Source organism: Cyclobacterium amurskyense (genome assembly GCF_001050135.1).
In the GTDB taxonomy this organism is placed as follows: Bacteria; Bacteroidota; Bacteroidia; order Cytophagales; family Cyclobacteriaceae; genus Cyclobacterium; species Cyclobacterium amurskyense.
In genome coordinates this window covers 2,592,284-2,612,732 of the sequence record NZ_CP012040.1, presented here as the reverse complement: position 1 = coordinate 2,612,732, position 20,449 = coordinate 2,592,284, and the positions used below count along the sequence as shown (strand labels likewise).

The following is a 20,449-nucleotide window of genomic DNA, read 5'->3' as shown; positions in this document are numbered from 1 at the left end:
AATCTAAAATTAATGAAAAAAATCATTTTACTTAAACATTGGAGATGGTTTAAAATAATGTTTTGCACCATCCTCCTTCTGACCATATGCCATGCTTCGTCTCAAGTAATGGCTAAAGATCAGGACGAAAAAACCATTGAAGAGGTATTTTTAGACCTTGACGCCGAATCTTACACCTTACTCCAATTAATTAAGCTTATTGAAGACAAAACGGAGTTCACATTTAGTTATTATAAAAACGAAATCAACTTGTATGGAGTGATCACCTCAACAAAAAAATCTATTTCGGTTTATAATATTTTGTTGGAAGTAGCCAAACAGCACAACCTATCCTTTAGACAGGTTGACAAATTTATTAATATTAAGCCCGGTAATAGCAAAAAAACCAAGACAAAGCCATCCATGGCAATAACTGTAAAAGGTAAAGTTACAGACAAAGCAACCGGAGAAAGCATCCCGGGAGTAAATGTACTTGTCTTGGGAACCAATAAGGGTACAGTAACGGATCTCGATGGAAATTTCACTATTGAAGTAGTCAATGGAGAAGCCGTTTTAATATTCAGCTATATTGGCTATGAAGATTTCAGAATTACCATAGGCGCAAGAACCCAAATTGATGTCCAATTAACGGAAGCATCCGAAGGATTGGAAGAAATAGTGGTGGTAGGCTATGGCACACAAAAGAAAGTCAATATAACAGGATCAATTGCCTCAGTAAAAACAGATGATATAATAGACGTTCCACTGGCCAACCTATCGAACGGTCTAGCGGGAAGAGCTCCGGGAGTTCAAGTTGTTGGTACTTCCGGTCTTGCAGGTGCAAGTTCATCAATCCGAATCAGAGGAAGCTCCGGAGAACCCCTTTATGTAATTAATGGAGTTATCAGGGACAAGGCAGCTTTTGATGCCCTGAATCCCAACGAAGTAGAAAACATTAGCTTTTTGAAAGATGCTGCAAGTGCTGCCATCTATGGATCAAGTGCAGGAAATGGCGTTGTTTTAGTGACTACAAAAGCAGGTACCAATCAAAAACCGGTTTTTGAATACAGGGCTAATTATTCGGCTTCTGAATCTACCAGACCGATCCAGAATTTCAGCGCACAGGAGGAAATCATGTTTTTGAACAACGCAGCCATCACTAGAGGATTGCCTGAACCCTACGGAGAGGACATTTTAAACTATTTCTCTGATAAATCCTACAGCATCAATGACCTGATTTGGCAAACCCCTACGGTGCGACAACACAACCTAAGTGTTAGAGGAGGTACAAATGATGTGAATTATTATGTTCAAATGGGATATCATTCAGAAGAGGGATCTTATAAAAACTTAGGATATGACCGTTATAATTTCCGATCAGACATCAATGCTAAAATTACCGAAAGTCTTAAAATGAGTTTAAATCTCAGTGGAAACCAACGTAACTATAATCGTTGGTATTGGCCATATGACGGGGCTGAAGATTTTAATGTAGGGGATTTTTACAGAGCGACCTTCAATTGGACTAGGTTGTATCCTTTCTATGTAGATATTGACGGAAACCCAACCAACAACCCACAAGATTACCCTGTAAAACCGGCAGGAGGTTGGCATCCTCCCCAACTAATGCTCAATGAGGGCGGTTACAGGGATACCAAGCATCGTTCATTAAACGCCATACTGAAATTGGACCTAGACCTAGGGCAGTACATCAAGGGATTGAGTACAAGCGTTCAGGGAAATATCAATGCCTATGACAACAATATGAAATCATTTGTCATCCATAATAAATATTATATCCTCCAATCAAGGAATATCGACAATAAATTTATTCCCGGTCCTGTGGATTTAAACCAGACCGGAACCCATAACCTTAGTTCAGGTTATGAAAATATTCAAGAAAATGTTCTCCTTACCAGTGCTTACCAATTCAACTGGTATCTGAACTTTAAACGATCCTTTGGCAAGCATGAAGTAAATGCTTTAGCTGTTTACGAACAAGCAGGTTCAAACAGTAAAAGCTTAAATGGAAGGGCTGAAAACCTACTTTCTACTTCAATAGATCAAATATATAATACCTCAAGTGATACTGAAAGAAGGTGGTTTAGTGGAAGTGAGGGAGAGTTTGCCAGAGTCTCTTGGATAGGAAGGGCAAACTATTCATTTGATCAAAAATACATCGCAGAATTTTCCTTTCGGTATGATGGAAACTACAAGTTTGCTCCTGGCAAACAGTGGGGCTTTTTCCCTTCAGGGTCAGTAGCCTGGAGGCTTAGCGAAGAAAATTTCATCAATGATCTTTCTCTATTTGATGACCTTAAACTAAGAGCCTCTTACGGTACAACCGGAAGCGACAGTGGTATCAATGCCTGGAGATGGGGGCAAGTATATCAAAAGTCTTCGGGATACGTTTTCGGAAGCACTTTGTATGACGGACTAGTGCCAGGTGCGGTACCTAATCCTGATATAACTTGGTCTACCATTTCATTATGGGATGTGGGACTTGAATATGGTTTTCTAAACAACAGACTCGTAGGTGAAATGGACATATGGGGGAAAACCGAAAGTGACATTCTTGGTACAAGGTTAGGAACTACACCTACCACCTACGGAGCATCCTTACCTGCCGTAAATTACGGACAAAGGTCATGGAGAGGCTTTGAAATAAACCTCGACTGGAGAGACAATATTGGAGAACTCAAATACAGTATTTATGGTAATATGGGCTATGCAAGAGACCGGTGGGACGTATGGGACGAACCGGAATCTTATGTAGATGGTACCTATGAAGACAACTGGAGAAGTAGAATTGGACAGCCGGACAATAGGGTTTCAGGTTACATCTCAAAGGGAATTATACGAACCCAAGAGCAATTAAATGCCATCCCAGAAGGATTTACTCAATTTGGAAGAGAACCTATGCTTGGCACCTTGCTTTTTGAGGACATCCGGGGAGCCAATTATTCCGAAGGGCCCGACGGAAAAATTGATGGCAATGACATTACTTATTTGAGTGACAATGGCACCCCAAGAATCAATTATGGAGTTGGCTTTAGGGGAGAATGGAGAGGATTCAGCCTAAATGTACATCTTCAGGGAGTTGGTGCATATGATCGTATGATTCAAACCAGAAATGGCGGAGGCGTTTTTCAAGTGGGTGATCGTCCTTATTTTGATATTTGGGCAAGAGATTATTGGACCCCTGAAAACCCTGACGCCACCTATCCAAGGGTTAATGGACAATGGATGCAACCGGAGTTTGGTGGTGGAGCCTCCAGTTTTTGGATGAGAAATGGTGCATATTTAAGGCTTAAAAACCTGAATTTAGGGTATTCTCTTCCCGAAAGGTGGTACAGTAGCCTTGGGATTACCCAAGTACAACTCTATACAAATGCCACAAATTTATTTGTCCTAACTGATCTAAAAGAACATGATCCTGAACAGGCCACACTGGATTCTTATCCTTTGATGAAAACCTTTACAGGGGGCCTTACTGTACAGTTTTAATCCCTAAACCCCAAAAAGATGAAAAATATTATATACAAACCCTGGTTAACTAAAGGCCTGGCATTATTATTTTGTTTGGGACTTTCTCTTTCTGCTTGCAACAACGTTTTGGAAGACGTAGACGACCTTAGTAATTACCCAGCACAGGGGACATTTGATGATGAACAAACGGTTAATGCCTACCTCTCGGCACTCTACTCAAGCACCTTTTCCGGTTGGCCACTAAATTTTGGAAATTATTCGAATGAAAGTGGAGGGATAATAGGATCTGATTGGATCACCGAAAATAATGGAACCATGAAGTTTTGGCCCTATGACATTATCAGAAGGGTTAATATTATGTTGGAAGAACTCCCTGCAGGTCAAATACCAACGGAGGATCAAGTCGAAATGGAAGCCCAAGCAAAGTTTATCAGGGCTTACCTCTATTTCAAAATGGTATATTATCACGGTGGAGTACCCATCATAACCAAACCTCAAGATTTGGAAGATAATTTAAATGTTTCCAGAAATTCTACCGCCGAATGTTTTGATTTTATCATTAGCGACCTGGATCATGCCATAGCTAACTTACCCGGTAGGTATGAAGGAGGAGAATTTGGTAAGATTGATCAGGCTACTGCAAGAGCCTTTAAAGGTAGGGTTTTGTTATACAAAGCCTCACCACAATTTAATCCATCAAATCCCTATGACAATGGATACTGGGAAGATGCCTATCAGGCAAACACACAGGCCAAAGAATTTCTGGATGCCAATGGATATGGACTCTTGGAAAACTACACAGACGTTTTTGAAACCTCCCAACATAAGGAAAATATATTTTCTGTAGTCTATGTAGATCCGGTAAAAACAAATGGTAGAGGAGAGGATGCGGTAAGACCTCTTTCTGAATCAAAAAATGCCACCGGAGGAGACCAGCCAATTTGGGCCCTGGCAGAGGCATTCCCTATGAAAGACGGTAAAATGCCGGGAGACCCTACTTCTGCTTACACCTATGATCTACAATCATTTTGGGAAAACCGTGACCCAAGATTTGAAGCTACTTTGGTATGGAATGGAGCCGCTTATCCATTAAGTGGAAAAACAGACAGAAGACAATATACCATGTCCAATATCGCATTACCTGTCGATGCCTTCGGATACATTATTCAAGGTGAAAGCCATTACCGTACAGGACTATATTGTAGAAAAGGTATAATGGAGGAGCTTTCTCAGGAATTGGTAAATACCAATGACGTGGACTGGCCGGAAATCCGGTATGCAGAAATACTATTTAATTTTGCAGAATCAGCGAATGAAACCGGTCATACCAATGAAGCATTTAAGGTATTAAAGGATATTAGGCAACGTGCGGGAATAGAACCCGGTGATGATGGAAATTTTGGTTTAAATGATGGAATGTCCAGAGAAGAAATGAGAGAAACCATTCTTCATGAGAAATTTATAGAAATGGCTTTTGAAGGACAGAGGTTTTGGGATCTCAGAAGGCATCGCATGCTAGACCGACTTGATGGTATGAGAAAATATGGAATAATGGCCACTAAACTCAATGGAAAAGCTTATAATGAAGTTACACCTGAGGACATTAATGCGGCCAATAATTACAACTTAATGCCGGATGACTTTACCTATGAGGTGGTAGAATTAATTACAAATGGCCCTACCCAGATGTCTATGCCAGAGAAGTATTATTTCTTTCCTATCCAATTATCACATATTGACAGGAATACCAATTTAGAGCAAAACATAGGCTGGGAAGGAGGTACATTTGATCCGACCCTATAAGGAAAAAACCTACGATATGGTGAAATCAATTTATGATTAGTTTAATTACTACTGTTTAGAGGTTTTAATTGCAACTCGCAAATAATACCTCTAAACAGCAATTAAAAAACTGGCAAAAAATGCCCTCCTTTTATAAGGAGAGAAATTGTTTCGCAAATGACTGAGGTTGATTTTAGCAAGTAGCCATTTCTTCAATGTGAAAAAATCTTTTTATAATCAGGTAATATATCAAGACAGTTACTGGGCAAGGTAATCTCATGAAAACCAATCAATATCGAGACTAATCAAGGGTTAACCTATAAAACATTGTGATGGTTTGAATTTTAAAATTCGACCTCTTTCGCAAGTTGAAGCTACCGTAATTATCCAAGCACTTAAAAATTTAATACCTATTTCCCTTAATTAACAAGGGCAATCTTCGCATTGTCCTGATTTACCTTATTTTATGAAAAATAGTAAATTCCATAATTTCCTGCCGTTATTCTTATCTTTTACATTATTGTCATTCAGTAACTTCGCTCAGGTTACATTTCCAAAGCTCTTAGAAGAAATGACTGATAGAAAAACCCTATCCTTATGGCCCGAGCCATTCTATCAAACAAGCCAGGCCTCGAGTTATTCAAGGAAATCTGTAAACAAAGACAACATGGAAGCAGACGCCAATTATTTTACAGGAAACTATGGTGATAAAGACACACCTAGAGACTGGGGTCAGGGGTGGTTTGAAAACCATGACTTCAGTCAATACATAAGAACAGAGCTCAATCAAGGACGAAAGGAAGATGTCATGTTTGAGGATTTCGGCCCGGGAGCCATCGTAAGGTTTTGGGCAGTTTATGGAGGCATTCCTGACGAATATGGAGGTATCTATAGGCTTTATATAGATGGCAACCCAATACCGGTAATCGAAATGTATCATAAAAATATGGTCGGTGGAGCTGGGCTTGTAGGAAAACCATTCAGTTTTTTTGCACCTGAAAAAGCAGAAAATGACACCTGGAGAGGAAGGAACCTAATTCTACCTATCCCCTATGCAAAAAGCTGTAAGATTACCTACGATGGTGAACACAAATATAGCCATATAGAAGGCTGGAAAGGTCATTATTATCAAATCAATTACCGTTCTTATGCACAGGGAACCGAAGTAGAAAGTTTTAACACAAACACGCTAAAAACCTACAATCGCGAATTAAAGGAAGCCGCAAAAATATTGACCCATTCACCTGAAAGGTTAAATGTCAAAATTCAAGAATCCGGAATCAGGGTTAAACCGGGCAAAAGCTTCAAAAAGAAGATCATGGGTTCTGCTATGATTGACTTCTTTCAAACCCGAATTAAAGCACATAACATGGAGCAAGCACTAAGATCAACCGTGGTATCCATAACCTTTGATGGGGAAGAAACTGTTTGGTGCCCATTGGGTCAATTTTTTGGAATTGGCTATGTTTCAAGACCCCATCAGACTTATTATACCAAAGTAGATGCGTCAGGTTTAATGTCTTCCTATTGGGCGATGCCTTTTGAAAAAGAAGCAGAAGTAAAACTTATCAATTATGGAGATCAGGAAATAATACTAGAGGAACTGGCTTTAGATCATCGTCCCAATGAATGGACAGATCTAAGCATGTATTTCCATGCCACATGGAATGAAACAAGAAGCCTAGACACAAAGTTGAGGAGTGATTATAATTATGTTTCAATAGTAGGGAAAGGCATATATGTGGGAGATAACCTAACCTTATATAATTCATTCCCTGACACTACCGGTATCAATTGGTGGGGAGAAGGAGACGAGAAAATTTATGTGGATTTCGAAGCCTTCCCCTCCCATTTTGGAACCGGAACAGAAGATTATTATTGTTATGCCTATTGCCGGCCCCAGCCGTTTTCTTCACCCATTGCTTCACAACCTATAGGCGAAGGAAACAAAACCCCCGGAGTGACTTCGAATAACAGGCAGCGTATATTAGATGGAATTCCTTTTTCAAAAGGATTTTCGTTTGACATGGAAATTTGGCATCCTCACCGTGCACCTATGGACTTTAGCCCTGCTACTTTTTATTATGCCTTTAGAGGCAGTCAGGACAATATAGAAAAGGATATCAGTGGAGTATCTCATAAGGTCAGGCTTCACCTTGAATAATTCGAATACATAGGATCTTGATCCATAAAATAAAAACCTTTTAAAGCATTGATTTTATCAATTTTTCCTGAATTGCCATAAGGGTTTAATATAAAGCGATATAAACCTGAAAAATGAAATTTTATAAATAAAATAAAACAATGAAAATAAAAAACAACATAGGCTTTACTCCTATAATTGGCCTGCTTTTAGGAATATTCTTTTGGTCTTGTAGCGAAAACAAACTGGACTTAGAAACAGATTATTTGAAAATCACTCTAGATGGCAGGGGCAAATTGACATCTATTTACGATAAAACTAACCGCTCTGAGCTCCAACATCCTTCAGACAGTAATTACCTTTTATCTGTACAGGTAAACGATGAAATCCTTTTTCCTCAGGAAATGGATATAGATGAAGCATCTCAACATATTTACTTGGCCTTTGATCAACTTGAAATGAAGGCTCAGTTACAATATACCCAGAATAAAAACTATATCTCTTTCGAACTAATAAACCTGACTAATTCTACCCAAGCAGATCATTTAATTTGGGGGCCATACAGGCTGAATATTTCAGAAACAATCGGGGAAACAGTGGGAGTGGTACAAAACGGTCAATTTGCCATGGGTATTCAGGCTTTAAATATCAAAACACTTGGCGGTTATCCGACTAACCCGGATGATACAGAACCCGCCTATGATATTTTCGCTACTAATAATCTTACTGATGTGTCTGACAGTGTAAAAGTTCTTTATAGGGGACAAACTGCCAGAAGAACCAATTATGGAAGTAAACTACAGGCTTATACCCGAAACCGACTTGAAGATAAAGTAATTCCTGTATGGGCTCATGAAAATTATACCGTTAAAGCTTATGAGGATGGTGGGGTGGTTGGCTCCAAAATAGCATTATTTGGAAGCCCCCCTTCAGAAGCATTGAATACCATCGGGATAATTGAGGTACAGGAAGGCCTTCCGCACCCGGAGATAGACGGTGAATGGGCAAAGACCTCAGTTGAGTCAACTGCCTCCTACCTGATCATGCCATTTGGCGTTAACTCAATAGACAATGCTATTTCCCTAACAAAACAAGCAGGATTGAAATACTTGTACCATGGAGGACCATTTGCCACCTGGGGAAATTTTAAATTGAATGAGAAAGAATTTCCTGAAAACTGGGAAAGCATGAAAGCCCTCGTCAGTAAGGCTGAGGACCAAGGGGTACATTTGGGGGTACACACACTTTCTAATTTCATTACCACCAACGATCCATACGTTAGCCCAATACCGGACGAGAGGCTTGCAAAGGTGGGAACTACTAAGCTAAGTATAGATTTAGGCATTTCAGATAAAGAGGTCTTTATTGAAGATCCAAAATTCTTTAATCAAATGAAAAACAATAACCTCCACACGGTTATGGTAGGAGAAGAACTGATCCGTTATGAGGCAGTTTCTGAAAGCTCACCTTGGAAATTACTTAATTGTGTAAGGGGGGCTTTTGGAACAGAAGCCTCTTCGCATGCAAAAGGCAAAGAAATCAGTAAACTGATGGACCATGGTTACAAAACTTTTCTAAGCAATACGGAACTGTCCAAAGAAATTGCCCTTCGCATTGCAGACTTCTGTAACCAAACTAATATCAGGCAAATTTCTTTTGACGGACTTGAAGGCAACTGGTCCAATGGAATGGGACAGTATTCTAGGCAATTGTTTGTGAATACTTGGTATGAGCACCTAAAGCCTGAGCTTAAAGGTCAGGTAATCAATGACGCAAGTAATCCAGGACATTTTTTCTGGCATATTTTCACAAGAATGAATTGGGGAGAACCATGGTATGCAGGTTTCAGGGAAAGCCAAACCCAATACAGATTGATGAATCAAGATTATTTTGACAGAAACCTCCTGCCAAATATGCTGGGATGGTTTTCCCTTTCCCCGGAAACAAGCATTATGGATGCTGAATGGCTATTGGCAAGGGCTGCCGGTTTCGATGCCGGTTTTGGACTGGCCACTTCTTTGGAAGCCGTAGAAAAAAATGGACGGATTGGTGAAATTCTCGAAAAAATAAAAAATTGGGAGGATGCTAGGCTTTCGGGCGCATTCGATGAAAAGCAAAAAGAAAATTTAAAGAATATAAACAATGAATTTACTTTGGAACAGACCGGCAAAGGAGAATGGGAGTTGAAAGAAGTACATTCAGAGATTCATCAAATTATAAAAAAGGAAAAGCAACCCGGAGAACCGCTGGCAAAGCAACTCAACTTTCAAAACCCCTATGATTCCCAGTCACTGGGCTTTTTACTCAGTTCAAATTCAGAGAAAAAGATCACTGAAATAAGTCTGGAAATAAATAATTTCACTACAATAAAAATTCCGGTTGTACTGTCTAAAGGCGATAAATTGGCCTATGAAGGTGGTTCACATGCCGTGCTTTATGACAAAGAATGGAATAAACTTAAGGAATACCCCATTGATTCCGCCAAACTAAGTATTCCAAGAGGAAACCATTCAATAATAATTGACATGGAAGCGCCTTATGAAGCCGTAATTAAGGCAGAATTATTTGTAAGAGGAAATTCCATTTCTATTCAGAAATAACTTATCAAAAGGATTGTACCTAGCTAAAATATGACAACAACGCACTATTTAAATCAAGCAAGCAGTAAAATGAAGGTAATATCAAGCCTTATGTTTTTAGCTCTTTGGATCACCAATATTTATAATGCAGATGCCCAGCATTTAAAAAATCTTCCTTCCTATGATAGGGAAGCTATAAAATATAAGGGAGATTGGTTAATTGCCATCCCACAGACAAAAACTAAAACCTACTCCAAACCCAATGGTCAAATCGTGCTAAGTAATGGACTGATCAGTAGAGTATTCGACATTAGCAAAGGTGGAGCTACTGTAGGCTTGGAAAACTTAATGACGGGTGAAAACATGCTTCGCGCGATAAAACCAGAGGCAGAAGTAAGCATTGATGGTTTAAATTTTCAGGTCGGGGGCTTAGTTGGGCAGCCGGTACAAAACTACCTACTCGACAAATGGGCGCAACAAATGGAAGCTGACCCATCTGCTTTAAACCTGCTCGACTACGGCGTCGGCAATACAGAACCCCGATTTGATTGGAAGAAAAGGCCGGAATGGATGCCCAAAGACCTGGATTGGCCTGCACCTGGTAAACAACTGGTTTTCACCTACGAATTTAGCCAAAAACTGATCACCAATCTTGTAAACCAAAGCAATACCGACCAAGGCAGAAAAGTATTGTTCATGGATGATTTCAAAGATTTGAAGGAAACTTGGGAGGTCTTTGCATCAAAAGCAGATGAGAGAAATTCTTTTATCAATGAAGGCAAGGCCGGTGAAATCATGGCATTGGCCAATCAATACGTCTATGCAAGCATGCCAGTTAAGGCTACGAGTAAAGTTTGGATTGTAGAAATCGATCCGGGCACTGATAAGTCCGGCAGCTGGGGGCCGGGAATGGCTTTGCAATCAAAAAATGGGGCCTTATACAAGTTTAACCTGAGAACAGGAGATCTTAGTTTTGGTGTATATGATGGGAAGAATGAAAAAAGGATTGGGAAATTACTAGCCGGAAAGAAAGTTTTCCTAAGGGCAGAACAGCTACCTGATGGCCTAACCTTCTCCTATTCTTACACAGGCAAAGATTTCAACCATTTGGCAAAGATCCCTACAGACAAAAGTCCTATTACCGCACTTAGGATAGGTAAAATGGATCAAAAAGCCGGTGCCGGTGATTTTATCACTTCCGGAGAAAGAGGAAGAAGTCATATTAACCAGGTAATGATTTTAGGAGAGCTCCGAGAAAATGCCAAAGAAGATAAATTGAACCGATTTAAGTATTTGAAGGACCTCCAGGTGAAGATTTTCTACGAATTGTATGATGGTATCCCTCTTCTTTCTAAGTGGATTGAGGTAATCAATAATTCCGGTCAAAAAATAGTTGTTGACCGTTTTAAAAGTGAAATTCTTGCTTTGGTGGAGGCAGAAAGTGCAGTGGATGATAAAGAAATTTGGAAAAAACCCAACCTGTCTGTAGAAACAGATTTCCGTTTTGGAGGCATGTCACCGGATAATCTATACTCTAGCAGCATTGCTTGGAATTCGGACCCCGCTTACAAAACTCAGGTGAATTACAATATGAAGACACCTACCTTGCTCGAAGCTTACCCTAAATTGGGTCCGATGAAAACCTTGGCTCCGGGGGAAAGCATGAAAAGTTTCAGAACCTGGGAGTTATTTCATGACAGCTGGGACCGGGAGCGAATCGGTATGGCAGAAAAAAGGATGTACCGTTCCCAGGCACCTTGGGCTACCGAAAACCCCATTATGATGCATGTTCGGAATGCCGACAATGCTTCTGTCAAAAAAGCCATAGATCAATGTGCTGAAGTAGGCTTTGAAATGGTAATCATGACATTTGGTAGTGGTTTTGAAATTGAAAACGACAGCCCGGAAAACTTAGGCAGAATGAAAAAACTTGCCGACTACGCCCATGAAAAGGGCATTGCTTTGGGGGGGTATTCTCTTTTGGCTAGCAGGAGCATAGACAAAGAGAATGATGTCGTCATGCCCGAAGGAAAAAAACCAAGATTTGGCAATTCCCCTTGCCTTGAAAGTGAATGGGGACAAGAATATTTCAAAAAGCTTTATGCTTTTTACGAAAAAACAGGGCAGGATATTTTGGAGCACGATGGCAGTTACCCCGGAGATGTATGTACCAGCCATAATCATCCCGGACATTCCGGTTTAGACGACTCCCAATGGAACCAATACGAAACCATCAGGGAATTTTATGAATGGTGCAGAAGCAAGGGTATTTTCCTCAATGTACCGGATCATTACTTTATGGCAGGAAGCAATAAGACTGGAATGGGATACCGTGAGACCAACTGGTCCCTTCCTCGAGCCCAACAGGAAATCATAGAAAGGCAAAATATTTATGATGGCACTTGGCAAAAAACGCCTTCCATGGGCTGGATGTTTGTTCCTTTGGTGGAGTACCATGGCGGCGGTAAAGAAGCCACAATTGAGCCATTGAAAGACCATTTGCCCCATTACGAACAAAGGTTGGCCAACCTCTTTGGTGCAGGGGTACAAGCCTGTTACCGAGGACCACAACTGTATGACAGTCCCCAAACCAAAGCAATAGTGAAGAAGTGGGTGGACTTTTATAAGGAACACAGAGAAGTATTGGACAGTGATATCGTACATATAAGAAGACCCGATGGAAAGGATTATGACGGACTGCTACATGTCAACCCGGAGGGGAAAGATAAAGGACTGATTATGCTTTACAATCCTCTGGAAGTGCCTGTTGTCAAAACTATCAAGGTCAACCTGTATTATACCGGCCTTTCCGAACAAGCGATATTGACAAACCAAAATGGGGAAAAACTATCAATCAGCCTAAATAGAGATTATAGCATAAGCCTTCCCATCAATATTCCGGCAAAAAGCCAGCAGTGGTTTGTAATCAATTAAATCAATCCCTTCTATTACGATTCCTATTAAAATGATAAAAATAATTAGTCTTTCAGGGCTTTATTGCCTTCTCGCTTTTGTCAGCTTAGGACAAAAGCATTCCGAAAAAATTTATACACTTTCAAATAGCCATATAATTAAAACCATTGAGGTTCACGATGGTGTATTAAAAACCACCCAAATTGAAAATAAATCGACAGACGAAAAGATTCCAATCCATACAAAAGTCGAGTTTCAACTGAGAGTTTCTGAAGGAACCGATCAACCAAACACATCCAAAACATTAAGTTCAGTAGATTTTGTACTGGATAAAGTATTGGATAATTCACCACATCGCCTGACTTTTCTTTTAAAGGAAAAACAGGGAAAAATGTCCGTGGAATTGACCTACACATTGGATGAAAATGAGTTTTACACCAGAAAATTCCTAAAGATAAAAACTGGAATTAACTTGGTATTAGAACGAATTGACTTAGATGTTATTGATGGAGGCCTGGTTCAGCCTTATCAGCTGAAACGGATTACTGCTCAAGGACCTGCACAGTGGAAACCGGGGTTGGGACAACCTCTCTTTGGGCAAAACGCTCCCATTTTTATGGGCATTGAATTCCCTGCAAGTGACAATTTTGTAGATTCGGATCAAACTGCATACTGTGGCTATTTATGGGGAAAATCACTTAAGGCCGGTGATACTTATTTGACCTATTCATCAGTAACAGGGGTTGGAAAGGACAGTGATGGTTTGGGAAAAACTTTTCAAGCCTATATTGATAATATCAGGATAAGACCTCTAAGACTACAAGTTCAGTACAATAGCTGGTTTGATTATGGCCAAGCTGTAAGCAAAGAAAAATTTATCTCCAGTGTGAATAAGGTACATCAAGAGCTAGTAATAAATCGTGGAGTTCTGCCTTTAAATGCATATGTAATTGACGATGGTTGGCAAGATGTTCATGCAGACTGGTCTGATGAAGTATGGAAGATCAATGAAAAGTTTGACATGGATTTTTCCGGAAGTTTTGAAAAAATGAGGACAGTAGATTCAAATCTTGGACTTTGGCTTAGTCCGGGATTACTTTTTGGTGCTCAGCCGGCAGCAAAACCACTAGGCCGGCAAGGTTTTGAAATTTTGGGTAATTGGATGAGCATTGCCGGTCCCAAGTATATGGGTTTGCTAGAAAAAAGAATGTTGGATTTAACCCTGCAGGGAGTCACCTATTTTAAACTGGATGGGATTTTTGGTCATCTGAACATTCGGGAATTTGAATTAGACGGAAGCGATTACGGCCTACCGAAAATGGCACAGCTGGACACCGATGGATTAAGCCCATCAGATAGCCTGCTCAATGATGCAAAATATGATGCATTGAAAACTTATTATTTGGTCGCCGGGACAGAAAAACTTATAGAAATATTCAAGCAACAACATCAAATTAATCCTGAAGTATATATCGTCATTTCAAACGGCGCTTATCTAAGCCCTTGGTGGCTCATGTATGTAGATGCTGTCTGGATGATCAATGCAGGGGATGCCGCCGGGGGCAGTTCCAGAACCGAGGAACTTGTTTACAGGGATGGAGTTTATTATGACACCTGGATCAAAGAAAAAACCCAATATCCGATGAATTCCCTTTTTAATCATGAACCTAAAAAGACAAAAACCGGTGAAAGCAAGGAAGATTTCTTTAACTACCTGATGATGAACCTTTCCAGAGGTACTGGGTTTGTAGAATTGTATTTAAAAACACAGGAGTTATCTGAGGTAGATTGGGATGTTTTAGCCGAGGGACTCAAATGGGTTCACCATGCCTTTCCTTATTTTAAATATATCCAAATGCACGGTGGCGACCCGAACAAACAAGAAGTGTATGGCTATAGTGGGTGGAATGGTAAAGGAGGATATATCTCCTTCCACAACTCAAATAAATCCTCCTATAAGAAGTATAAAATAAAATTGGATGAAAATTTAATCCACCATAAAAATAAGGTTTCCTACCGATTGATACCCATTATAGGAGAGCTCCTCAACAAAAATTCAATCGTTCATAGTGGAGACTTACTGGAATTAGAATTGGCGCCGGGAGAAATCCTAATTTGGGAGTTTCAAAAAGTCGAATAGATTTAAGAGAATAAGAAAACCAGAGAAACCTAAGCCTAGCATAATTAGATTGCTTATTTTATGAAAAATGAGGGTGAAATTAATGATTTACCCTCATTCAATTTTTCAAATATTAAGAAGTAAGTTTATATATTCACTTCAAGTTTAATTATTTAGAAAACCCTAAACCATTAAAACCCAAGTAACCTCACTTTTTCACCTGTAGCCAAAATTTTTCATCGCAACATTTTAAGTCTTTGTCGCAATCTTTTCTCCTTTCATCGCACTTAATAAATAGGCAGGCTAGAGCTGCTTATGTTTGAGCCATAATTCAATCACAAACAGACAATTATTAATCAAACATTCTAAAAATACTATCATGAAAAACTTGTTAAAAAGTACCGCAGTAGCCGCATTAATGTTCATCTCTTTTACTTCCATGGCCTATGAGCCAAGCATCAATCTGGTCAATGGAATAGCCGCCAAAAGTTTGGTATTTGAAATGGTTTCCACTTCTAAAGAAACGGTGGTATCCCTGAATGATTCCAAAGCCAATATTTTATTTTACGATGATGTCACAGATAAAAATTACGCAAAGAGTTTTAACTTCAAGAACCTTGAAGCTGGCACCTATTTCCTTAAAGTAAACGATGAGACTCAATCAGTGGTTTACACTATTGACATTGAAGATACTGCAGTGAAAATCATAAACAAAGAGGTGACAAAGAAATCAAATGTATTTGACACAGAAGGCAAAAAAGTACGTCTCAATCTTAGCAACAAGGACTTAAATAATGTAGATATTAAAATTATCAATCAAGACAAAGCCAAGGTATTTGGTGAAACACTAACTAGCCAGGCAAACATTGACAAAACTTTCAATTTTGAAAAAGCCATCAGAGGAAACTATATCATCAGCGTTAAAGATGGCAATAAAGTTTACTACCAAAATATACGCGTAGATTAAATTCGGAGTAAATACTTAGCCCTGAATTTCCTACTCGAAATTTAAGATTTTCATAATGGAGACGCCTCTACCTTTACATTTGTATCGTGTAGGGGTTTCTCCATTTTTACTACCAGCTAAACATCTCTTAGCACACAGCAAAGCTCAGAAAATGACCTGAAATGCTTAATTCAAACAAAGCCACAGACTGCAGAAGTGGGTCAAAGGATCAAAAGCAGAAGAACATAAGTTTCATTTTAAAGCAAAAACGAATATATTGAAGGTAGATCCTGCCAAAAAAAACAATTCATGATAAACTGTATTGCCATAGATGATGAACCTCTTGCCCTAGAATTACTTAAAAACTATATTGGCAAAATAGCATTCCTTAATTTGGTGACCACTTGTGACAATGCTTTTGATGCAATGGAGGAGATGCAAAAGCAACAAATAGACCTTATCTTTATTGACATCCAAATGCCGGAATTAACGGGGTTACAGTTTATTTCAAGTCTTGAAAAAAAACCACTGGCAATCATAATCTCGGCCTATAAAGAATTCGCCTTAGAAAGTTTTGAGCTTGATGTTGTAGATTATCTGGTCAAGCCAGTACCTATGGAGCGCTTCCTGAAAGCCTGTAACCGGGCCAAAGACCGCTTCGATTTACAAGTAGCCCACACTCCTGTCCAAGCAAAAAAAGTGCTCGATCATTTTTTCGTAAACGTGGATTACAGCCAGGTAAAAATAAAATTCGTAGACCTTTTATGGCTTAAGGGTTATGGAGATTATATCAAATTTTATTTAAAAAGTAACCCACAACCTTTGCTGGTACGCATGAGTTTCAAGGAAGCTGAATCCGCATTACCAGCAGATCAATTTATCAGAATTCACAAATCCTATGCAGTAGCAATTGGTGAAATTACCTCCATTCGAAAAAACAGTGTATTTTTAGGAGAGATGGAGTTTTCTGTTGGGGAGGCATACAAAGAAAAGGTAGAAAAGCTGATCAATTAGCACCTGTTCTACTATTGCATCCTCTTGTACAAACATAATTTGTTTACCTTAGTTCAATGCTGTCCTAAATAATTTTTGATTTATCATTTGGTCTGTATTTGGATAGCAATTAGGCATCTTTTAAGTAGCTTAAGAAAACAGAACCCCCTGTACTACATTCTGGGGTGGTTTGTCGGGTTCGATAAATGGACTATCAAGCCATTTTTGCAGTTCGATTTTAACAAAAATATTGAGCCGGATAAAGGCGACCAGATTGGATAGGTGCCACCCGAATTTTGCTGTTGCCTTCATGACTTTGAGTAGAAGGATGGTGATCAATGCCGTCCATATCTGGATCATTACCGCATTTTTGGAGGTCCCGATAAAGGTTTTGATATGCAATAGTTGTTTAATGTCCCGAAAAAACACTTCAATTTCCCATCTTGATTTGTAGAGGTCCCCAATGGTCTGCGCTGCCCAAGCAAAGTTATTGGTAATCAGTTCTATGGTCTGCCCGTTTTCCTCATCCCACACAGCCACTCTTCTAAGCCTTCCAAAATATTTGGCTTTGGACTGTGGGTTGGTCAGTTCGATTTCTTCGTCTTTGAGCACATGCTGGGCGGTTGTTGTGGGAAGTTCCCGTTCTTTGATGGAACTGAAAGCAAGGTTGCCTTTGTGTCTGATCACGAAGAACACCCCCTTGCTGTCCCAGACGTTGAGCATAGGGAAGTCATTGTAATACCGGTCTGCGACGATCACCGACCCTTTTTCCAGGGGGATGTTGTAAGCTCCCTTATTGTCACCGACACTCCCTTCGGTAATATTCACGTAAACAGGGAGTTTACCGTCATATTCCAGCAGCGTATGCATCTTTACAGCTCCCTTTTTGGTACGGAAAGTAGCCCAATCAAACACCGAAAGGCAAAGGCTAATCACTGTGGCGTCCAGCAAATAAACAGGAACCTTGATCCTGAGTTTGGACCTCTTGACAGATGCCTGCTGTCCTAAACTTCCCAACAGTGAATAGTAAAGGTCCCTGAAAAGATCCGAATCCCTTCGTTTGTTTTGATAGCTGATACTTGATTTGGATGGAGCTTTGGTAATGCCAAGATGGTTAAGGTTCCCAGTGGCAGACCGAAGCCCATTGGAAATATCCCTTACCGATGTGCTTTTGGCAAAATGGCAGAACAACATCGAAACCAGATGCGTCCAGCTGTCAAATCCCTTGCAACCCTTATCTGTTTGCTTTTCTTTTACCAATTTCTTGAAAATTGAACGGTCAATCTTTTTAATAATCTGTGAAAACAATGTAATATTACACATGAGAGGTTCTTGTTTTTTGGTGCAAACCCAAAATAACTATTTTGGGCAAAAAATGGGACCTCTCATTTTTTATTTAGGACGCTATTGACCTTAGTTAGTTAAAAGAACAGTAGAGCCAATTTATCACACCATTTTGAATTTATGAAGGCTGAGGAAAAAGACCAAAAAGAACACCAGCAAGATCTGGAGAAAAGATCCAATGAAGTAGAGGGTTCAGAAAAATATACGGATATCCTCAGTCGTGTTATTCATGAAGGTGAAGAAATATTTAAAATTAAAAAATTAGCCGTTTTTTTAAGTGCATGCATTGCCGGTCTTGAGATTGGATTTAGCTATCTATTGATTTGCACACTGTATTTCCTTCTAGTAGGCAAAGTAGAAGAGCATATTGTATTTAAAATGTTTGGTCTGGTTTACCCATTGGGATTTATCATGGTCATCCTAGGGAAATCTATCTTGTACACAGAGCAAACTTCTGTACTGGCATTGCCGGTTTTAAATGGACAAAGGACCGTTTTAGAATTATTGACAATTTGGGGCTTGGTCATTATTGGAAATCTCCTAGGGGGGATTTTATTCATTTTCTGTGTGGGAGATCTGGCAGCACAGCTTAATCTTTTCGACAAAGAAACAATGGTGAAAATTGGTAGCCATATATTGAATCACAGTTACGGAGTTTTATTGCTAAGTTCAATTTTTGCCGGCTGGTTGATGGGACTTTTAACTTGGTTATTGAACAGTACTACCGAATCCTTAACCCGAATTCTTCTAATCGCACTGATAACCGGAACCATAGGTTTTGTTGGTTTTCACCACAGCATTGTGGGAAATATAGAAGCTTTTGGCGCCTTTCTATATTCAGAAACAATCTCTATGGGAGATTATTTGATGTTCCTTGTCCTCACTTTATTGGGGAACGGCATTGGTGGTTCTATTGTTGTGGCCCTATTTAAATACCGGATTTTTGAATCCCATTACGCTTCGAAAAGCAAAAAATAAACAAGATAAAATCATCGGTTTCACTCAAACATCTCTGCTTCGCTAGGGGAAGTTTTTAAACGCAAAAGTAGTCAGCACAAAGCCATGATCTGAAGGATAAGCAAAGGTCTTTCCATTTATGGAGAAGGGTTCGCCCAAAAATGCTTTATAGGATTTTGAATCGATGGCTTTTAAAGCATCCCCCTTGTAAAATATATAGTCTATCCGGTGTTCATCTTTCACCCCTTTACTGTCCCATGTGATCCCCGGATTGGCCAATGGATCTGGATTTAAAGTTCTATAGGTGTCTATCAATCCCATGTCTTCCAAAACTTTGGTACTGTACCATGGAACCACCAAGCCATTGTGAATTTCCTTGGTCGCTTCTCCCCAATCCAAATGTGATGGGCTATTCATGTCCCCACCAAAAATCATGGGAATGGAATCCGTTTCTGCACTGTATTTTTTCAAATAGGGAAGCACTTTTTGGATCATGTCATACTTGTTTTCAGACCGTTCCCAAGCCAGTAATTCCGCTGTGTTTAATCCCAAATCCTCGGGAGCATCCTCCCAAGGCAAATAGTGAAACCAATTGGAAAATAATCGGATCTTTCGATCCTTTATCAGTATTTCTCGCCCTCCCAAATAGAAAGGATAATCTGTATCAATTCGCTCTCCAAATGGAAACTTAGAAAAAATAGACAAGTTGACGGATTTATCGTCCAGGGCGGTACCTTCTTCTGCAATTAAATGAAAGTCATAGCCCAGTGAATCTGCAATCATTTTCCCTGAACCATAGGTTTCTACCATCAATATCACATCAGGGTTGATTTCCTTAATGATTTGAATAACATTCTGAGGACCATTCTCGATATCATTGCCTCCATGCAAAATGTTCCAGGCCATTACCTTGAAGGTAGTTTGTTCTATTTTAGAAGTACAATTTCCAAAAATTAGAAGAAGGGATAAACAAAATAAAATTCTCATCATTAACATTTAGGATAAGCGATTCAAAACAAGCAGCCAGAAAGCTACCTGAAATTAAGAAATAGGCCCTATGATCAGCCTCAAAAACAGATTTAAGTATGCTTTTAATTAAGGAACAAAGCTAAAGGCTTAAGCCTGCAAAACAAGTTCAATCAAGATAAATGTATGCATTAACTCCTAATTAGCAGGAAAAACCAAGCTCCTGTTGCACATGGAGT

11 protein-coding genes are annotated in these 20,449 nt (G+C 39.5%); 9 read left to right on the top strand and 2 right to left on the bottom strand.

Annotation, left to right across the window (positions count from 1 at the left end):
* Positions 1-12: 12 nt before the first annotated feature.
* The 8 genes from CA2015_RS10780 (at position 13) to CA2015_RS10745 (ending at position 16,964) form a co-directional block, all read left to right on the top strand.
* Positions 13-3,486, top strand: a complete 3,474-nt coding sequence (locus CA2015_RS10780) for a SusC/RagA family TonB-linked outer membrane protein (RefSeq protein ID WP_169786479.1) — start codon at positions 13-15, stop codon at positions 3,484-3,486.
* Positions 3,487-3,504: 18 nt separating this feature from the next.
* The gene (locus tag CA2015_RS10775; RefSeq protein WP_048641912.1) at positions 3,505-5,271 is read left to right on the top strand and encodes a RagB/SusD family nutrient uptake outer membrane protein; all 1,767 of its coding nucleotides are present in this window, start codon (positions 3,505-3,507) and stop codon (positions 5,269-5,271) included.
* A gap of 550 nt (positions 5,272-5,821) precedes the next feature.
* Complete coding sequence (locus CA2015_RS10770; RefSeq protein WP_048641911.1) at positions 5,822-7,414, top strand: glycoside hydrolase family 172 protein; 1,593 nt, start codon at positions 5,822-5,824, stop codon at positions 7,412-7,414.
* A gap of 140 nt (positions 7,415-7,554) precedes the next feature.
* Entirely contained in the window at positions 7,555-9,993 is a 2,439-nt protein-coding gene (locus CA2015_RS10765; protein ID WP_048641910.1) for a hypothetical protein, read from the top strand.
* Between the two features lie 69 nt (positions 9,994-10,062).
* Positions 10,063-12,906, top strand: a complete 2,844-nt coding sequence (locus CA2015_RS10760) for a hypothetical protein (RefSeq protein WP_048641909.1) — start codon at positions 10,063-10,065, stop codon at positions 12,904-12,906.
* 31 nt (positions 12,907-12,937) lie between these two features.
* Positions 12,938-15,025, top strand: coding sequence for an alpha-galactosidase (locus CA2015_RS10755; RefSeq protein WP_048641908.1), 2,088 nt, complete (start codon positions 12,938-12,940; stop codon positions 15,023-15,025).
* Between the two features lie 358 nt (positions 15,026-15,383).
* A complete protein-coding gene (locus CA2015_RS10750; protein WP_157470428.1) occupies positions 15,384-15,971 on the top strand; it encodes a hypothetical protein in 588 nt (195 codons plus the stop codon).
* A 288-nt stretch (positions 15,972-16,259) separates the two neighbouring features.
* Positions 16,260-16,964, top strand: a complete 705-nt coding sequence (locus CA2015_RS10745) for a LytR/AlgR family response regulator transcription factor (protein ID WP_048641906.1) — start codon at positions 16,260-16,262, stop codon at positions 16,962-16,964.
* Positions 16,965-17,093: 129 nt separating this feature from the next.
* Here CA2015_RS10745 and CA2015_RS10740 read toward each other — a convergent pair whose 3' ends face one another.
* Positions 17,094-18,266, bottom strand: a complete 1,173-nt coding sequence (locus CA2015_RS10740) for an IS4 family transposase (RefSeq protein WP_048640497.1) — start codon at positions 18,264-18,266, stop codon at positions 17,094-17,096.
* A 141-nt stretch (positions 18,267-18,407) separates the two neighbouring features.
* On the opposite strand from CA2015_RS10740, the gene CA2015_RS10735 reads away from it, so the two are divergent.
* A complete protein-coding gene (locus CA2015_RS10735; RefSeq protein ID WP_048641905.1) occupies positions 18,408-19,265 on the top strand; it encodes a formate/nitrite transporter family protein in 858 nt (285 codons plus the stop codon).
* Positions 19,266-19,307: 42 nt separating this feature from the next.
* Here CA2015_RS10735 and CA2015_RS10730 read toward each other — a convergent pair whose 3' ends face one another.
* Positions 19,308-20,150 carry an endonuclease/exonuclease/phosphatase family protein gene (locus CA2015_RS10730; RefSeq protein WP_169786478.1) on the bottom strand — a complete coding sequence of 281 codons (843 nt, stop codon included), beginning with the start codon at positions 20,148-20,150 and terminating at the stop codon, positions 19,308-19,310.
* Positions 20,151-20,449 lie beyond the last annotated feature (299 nt).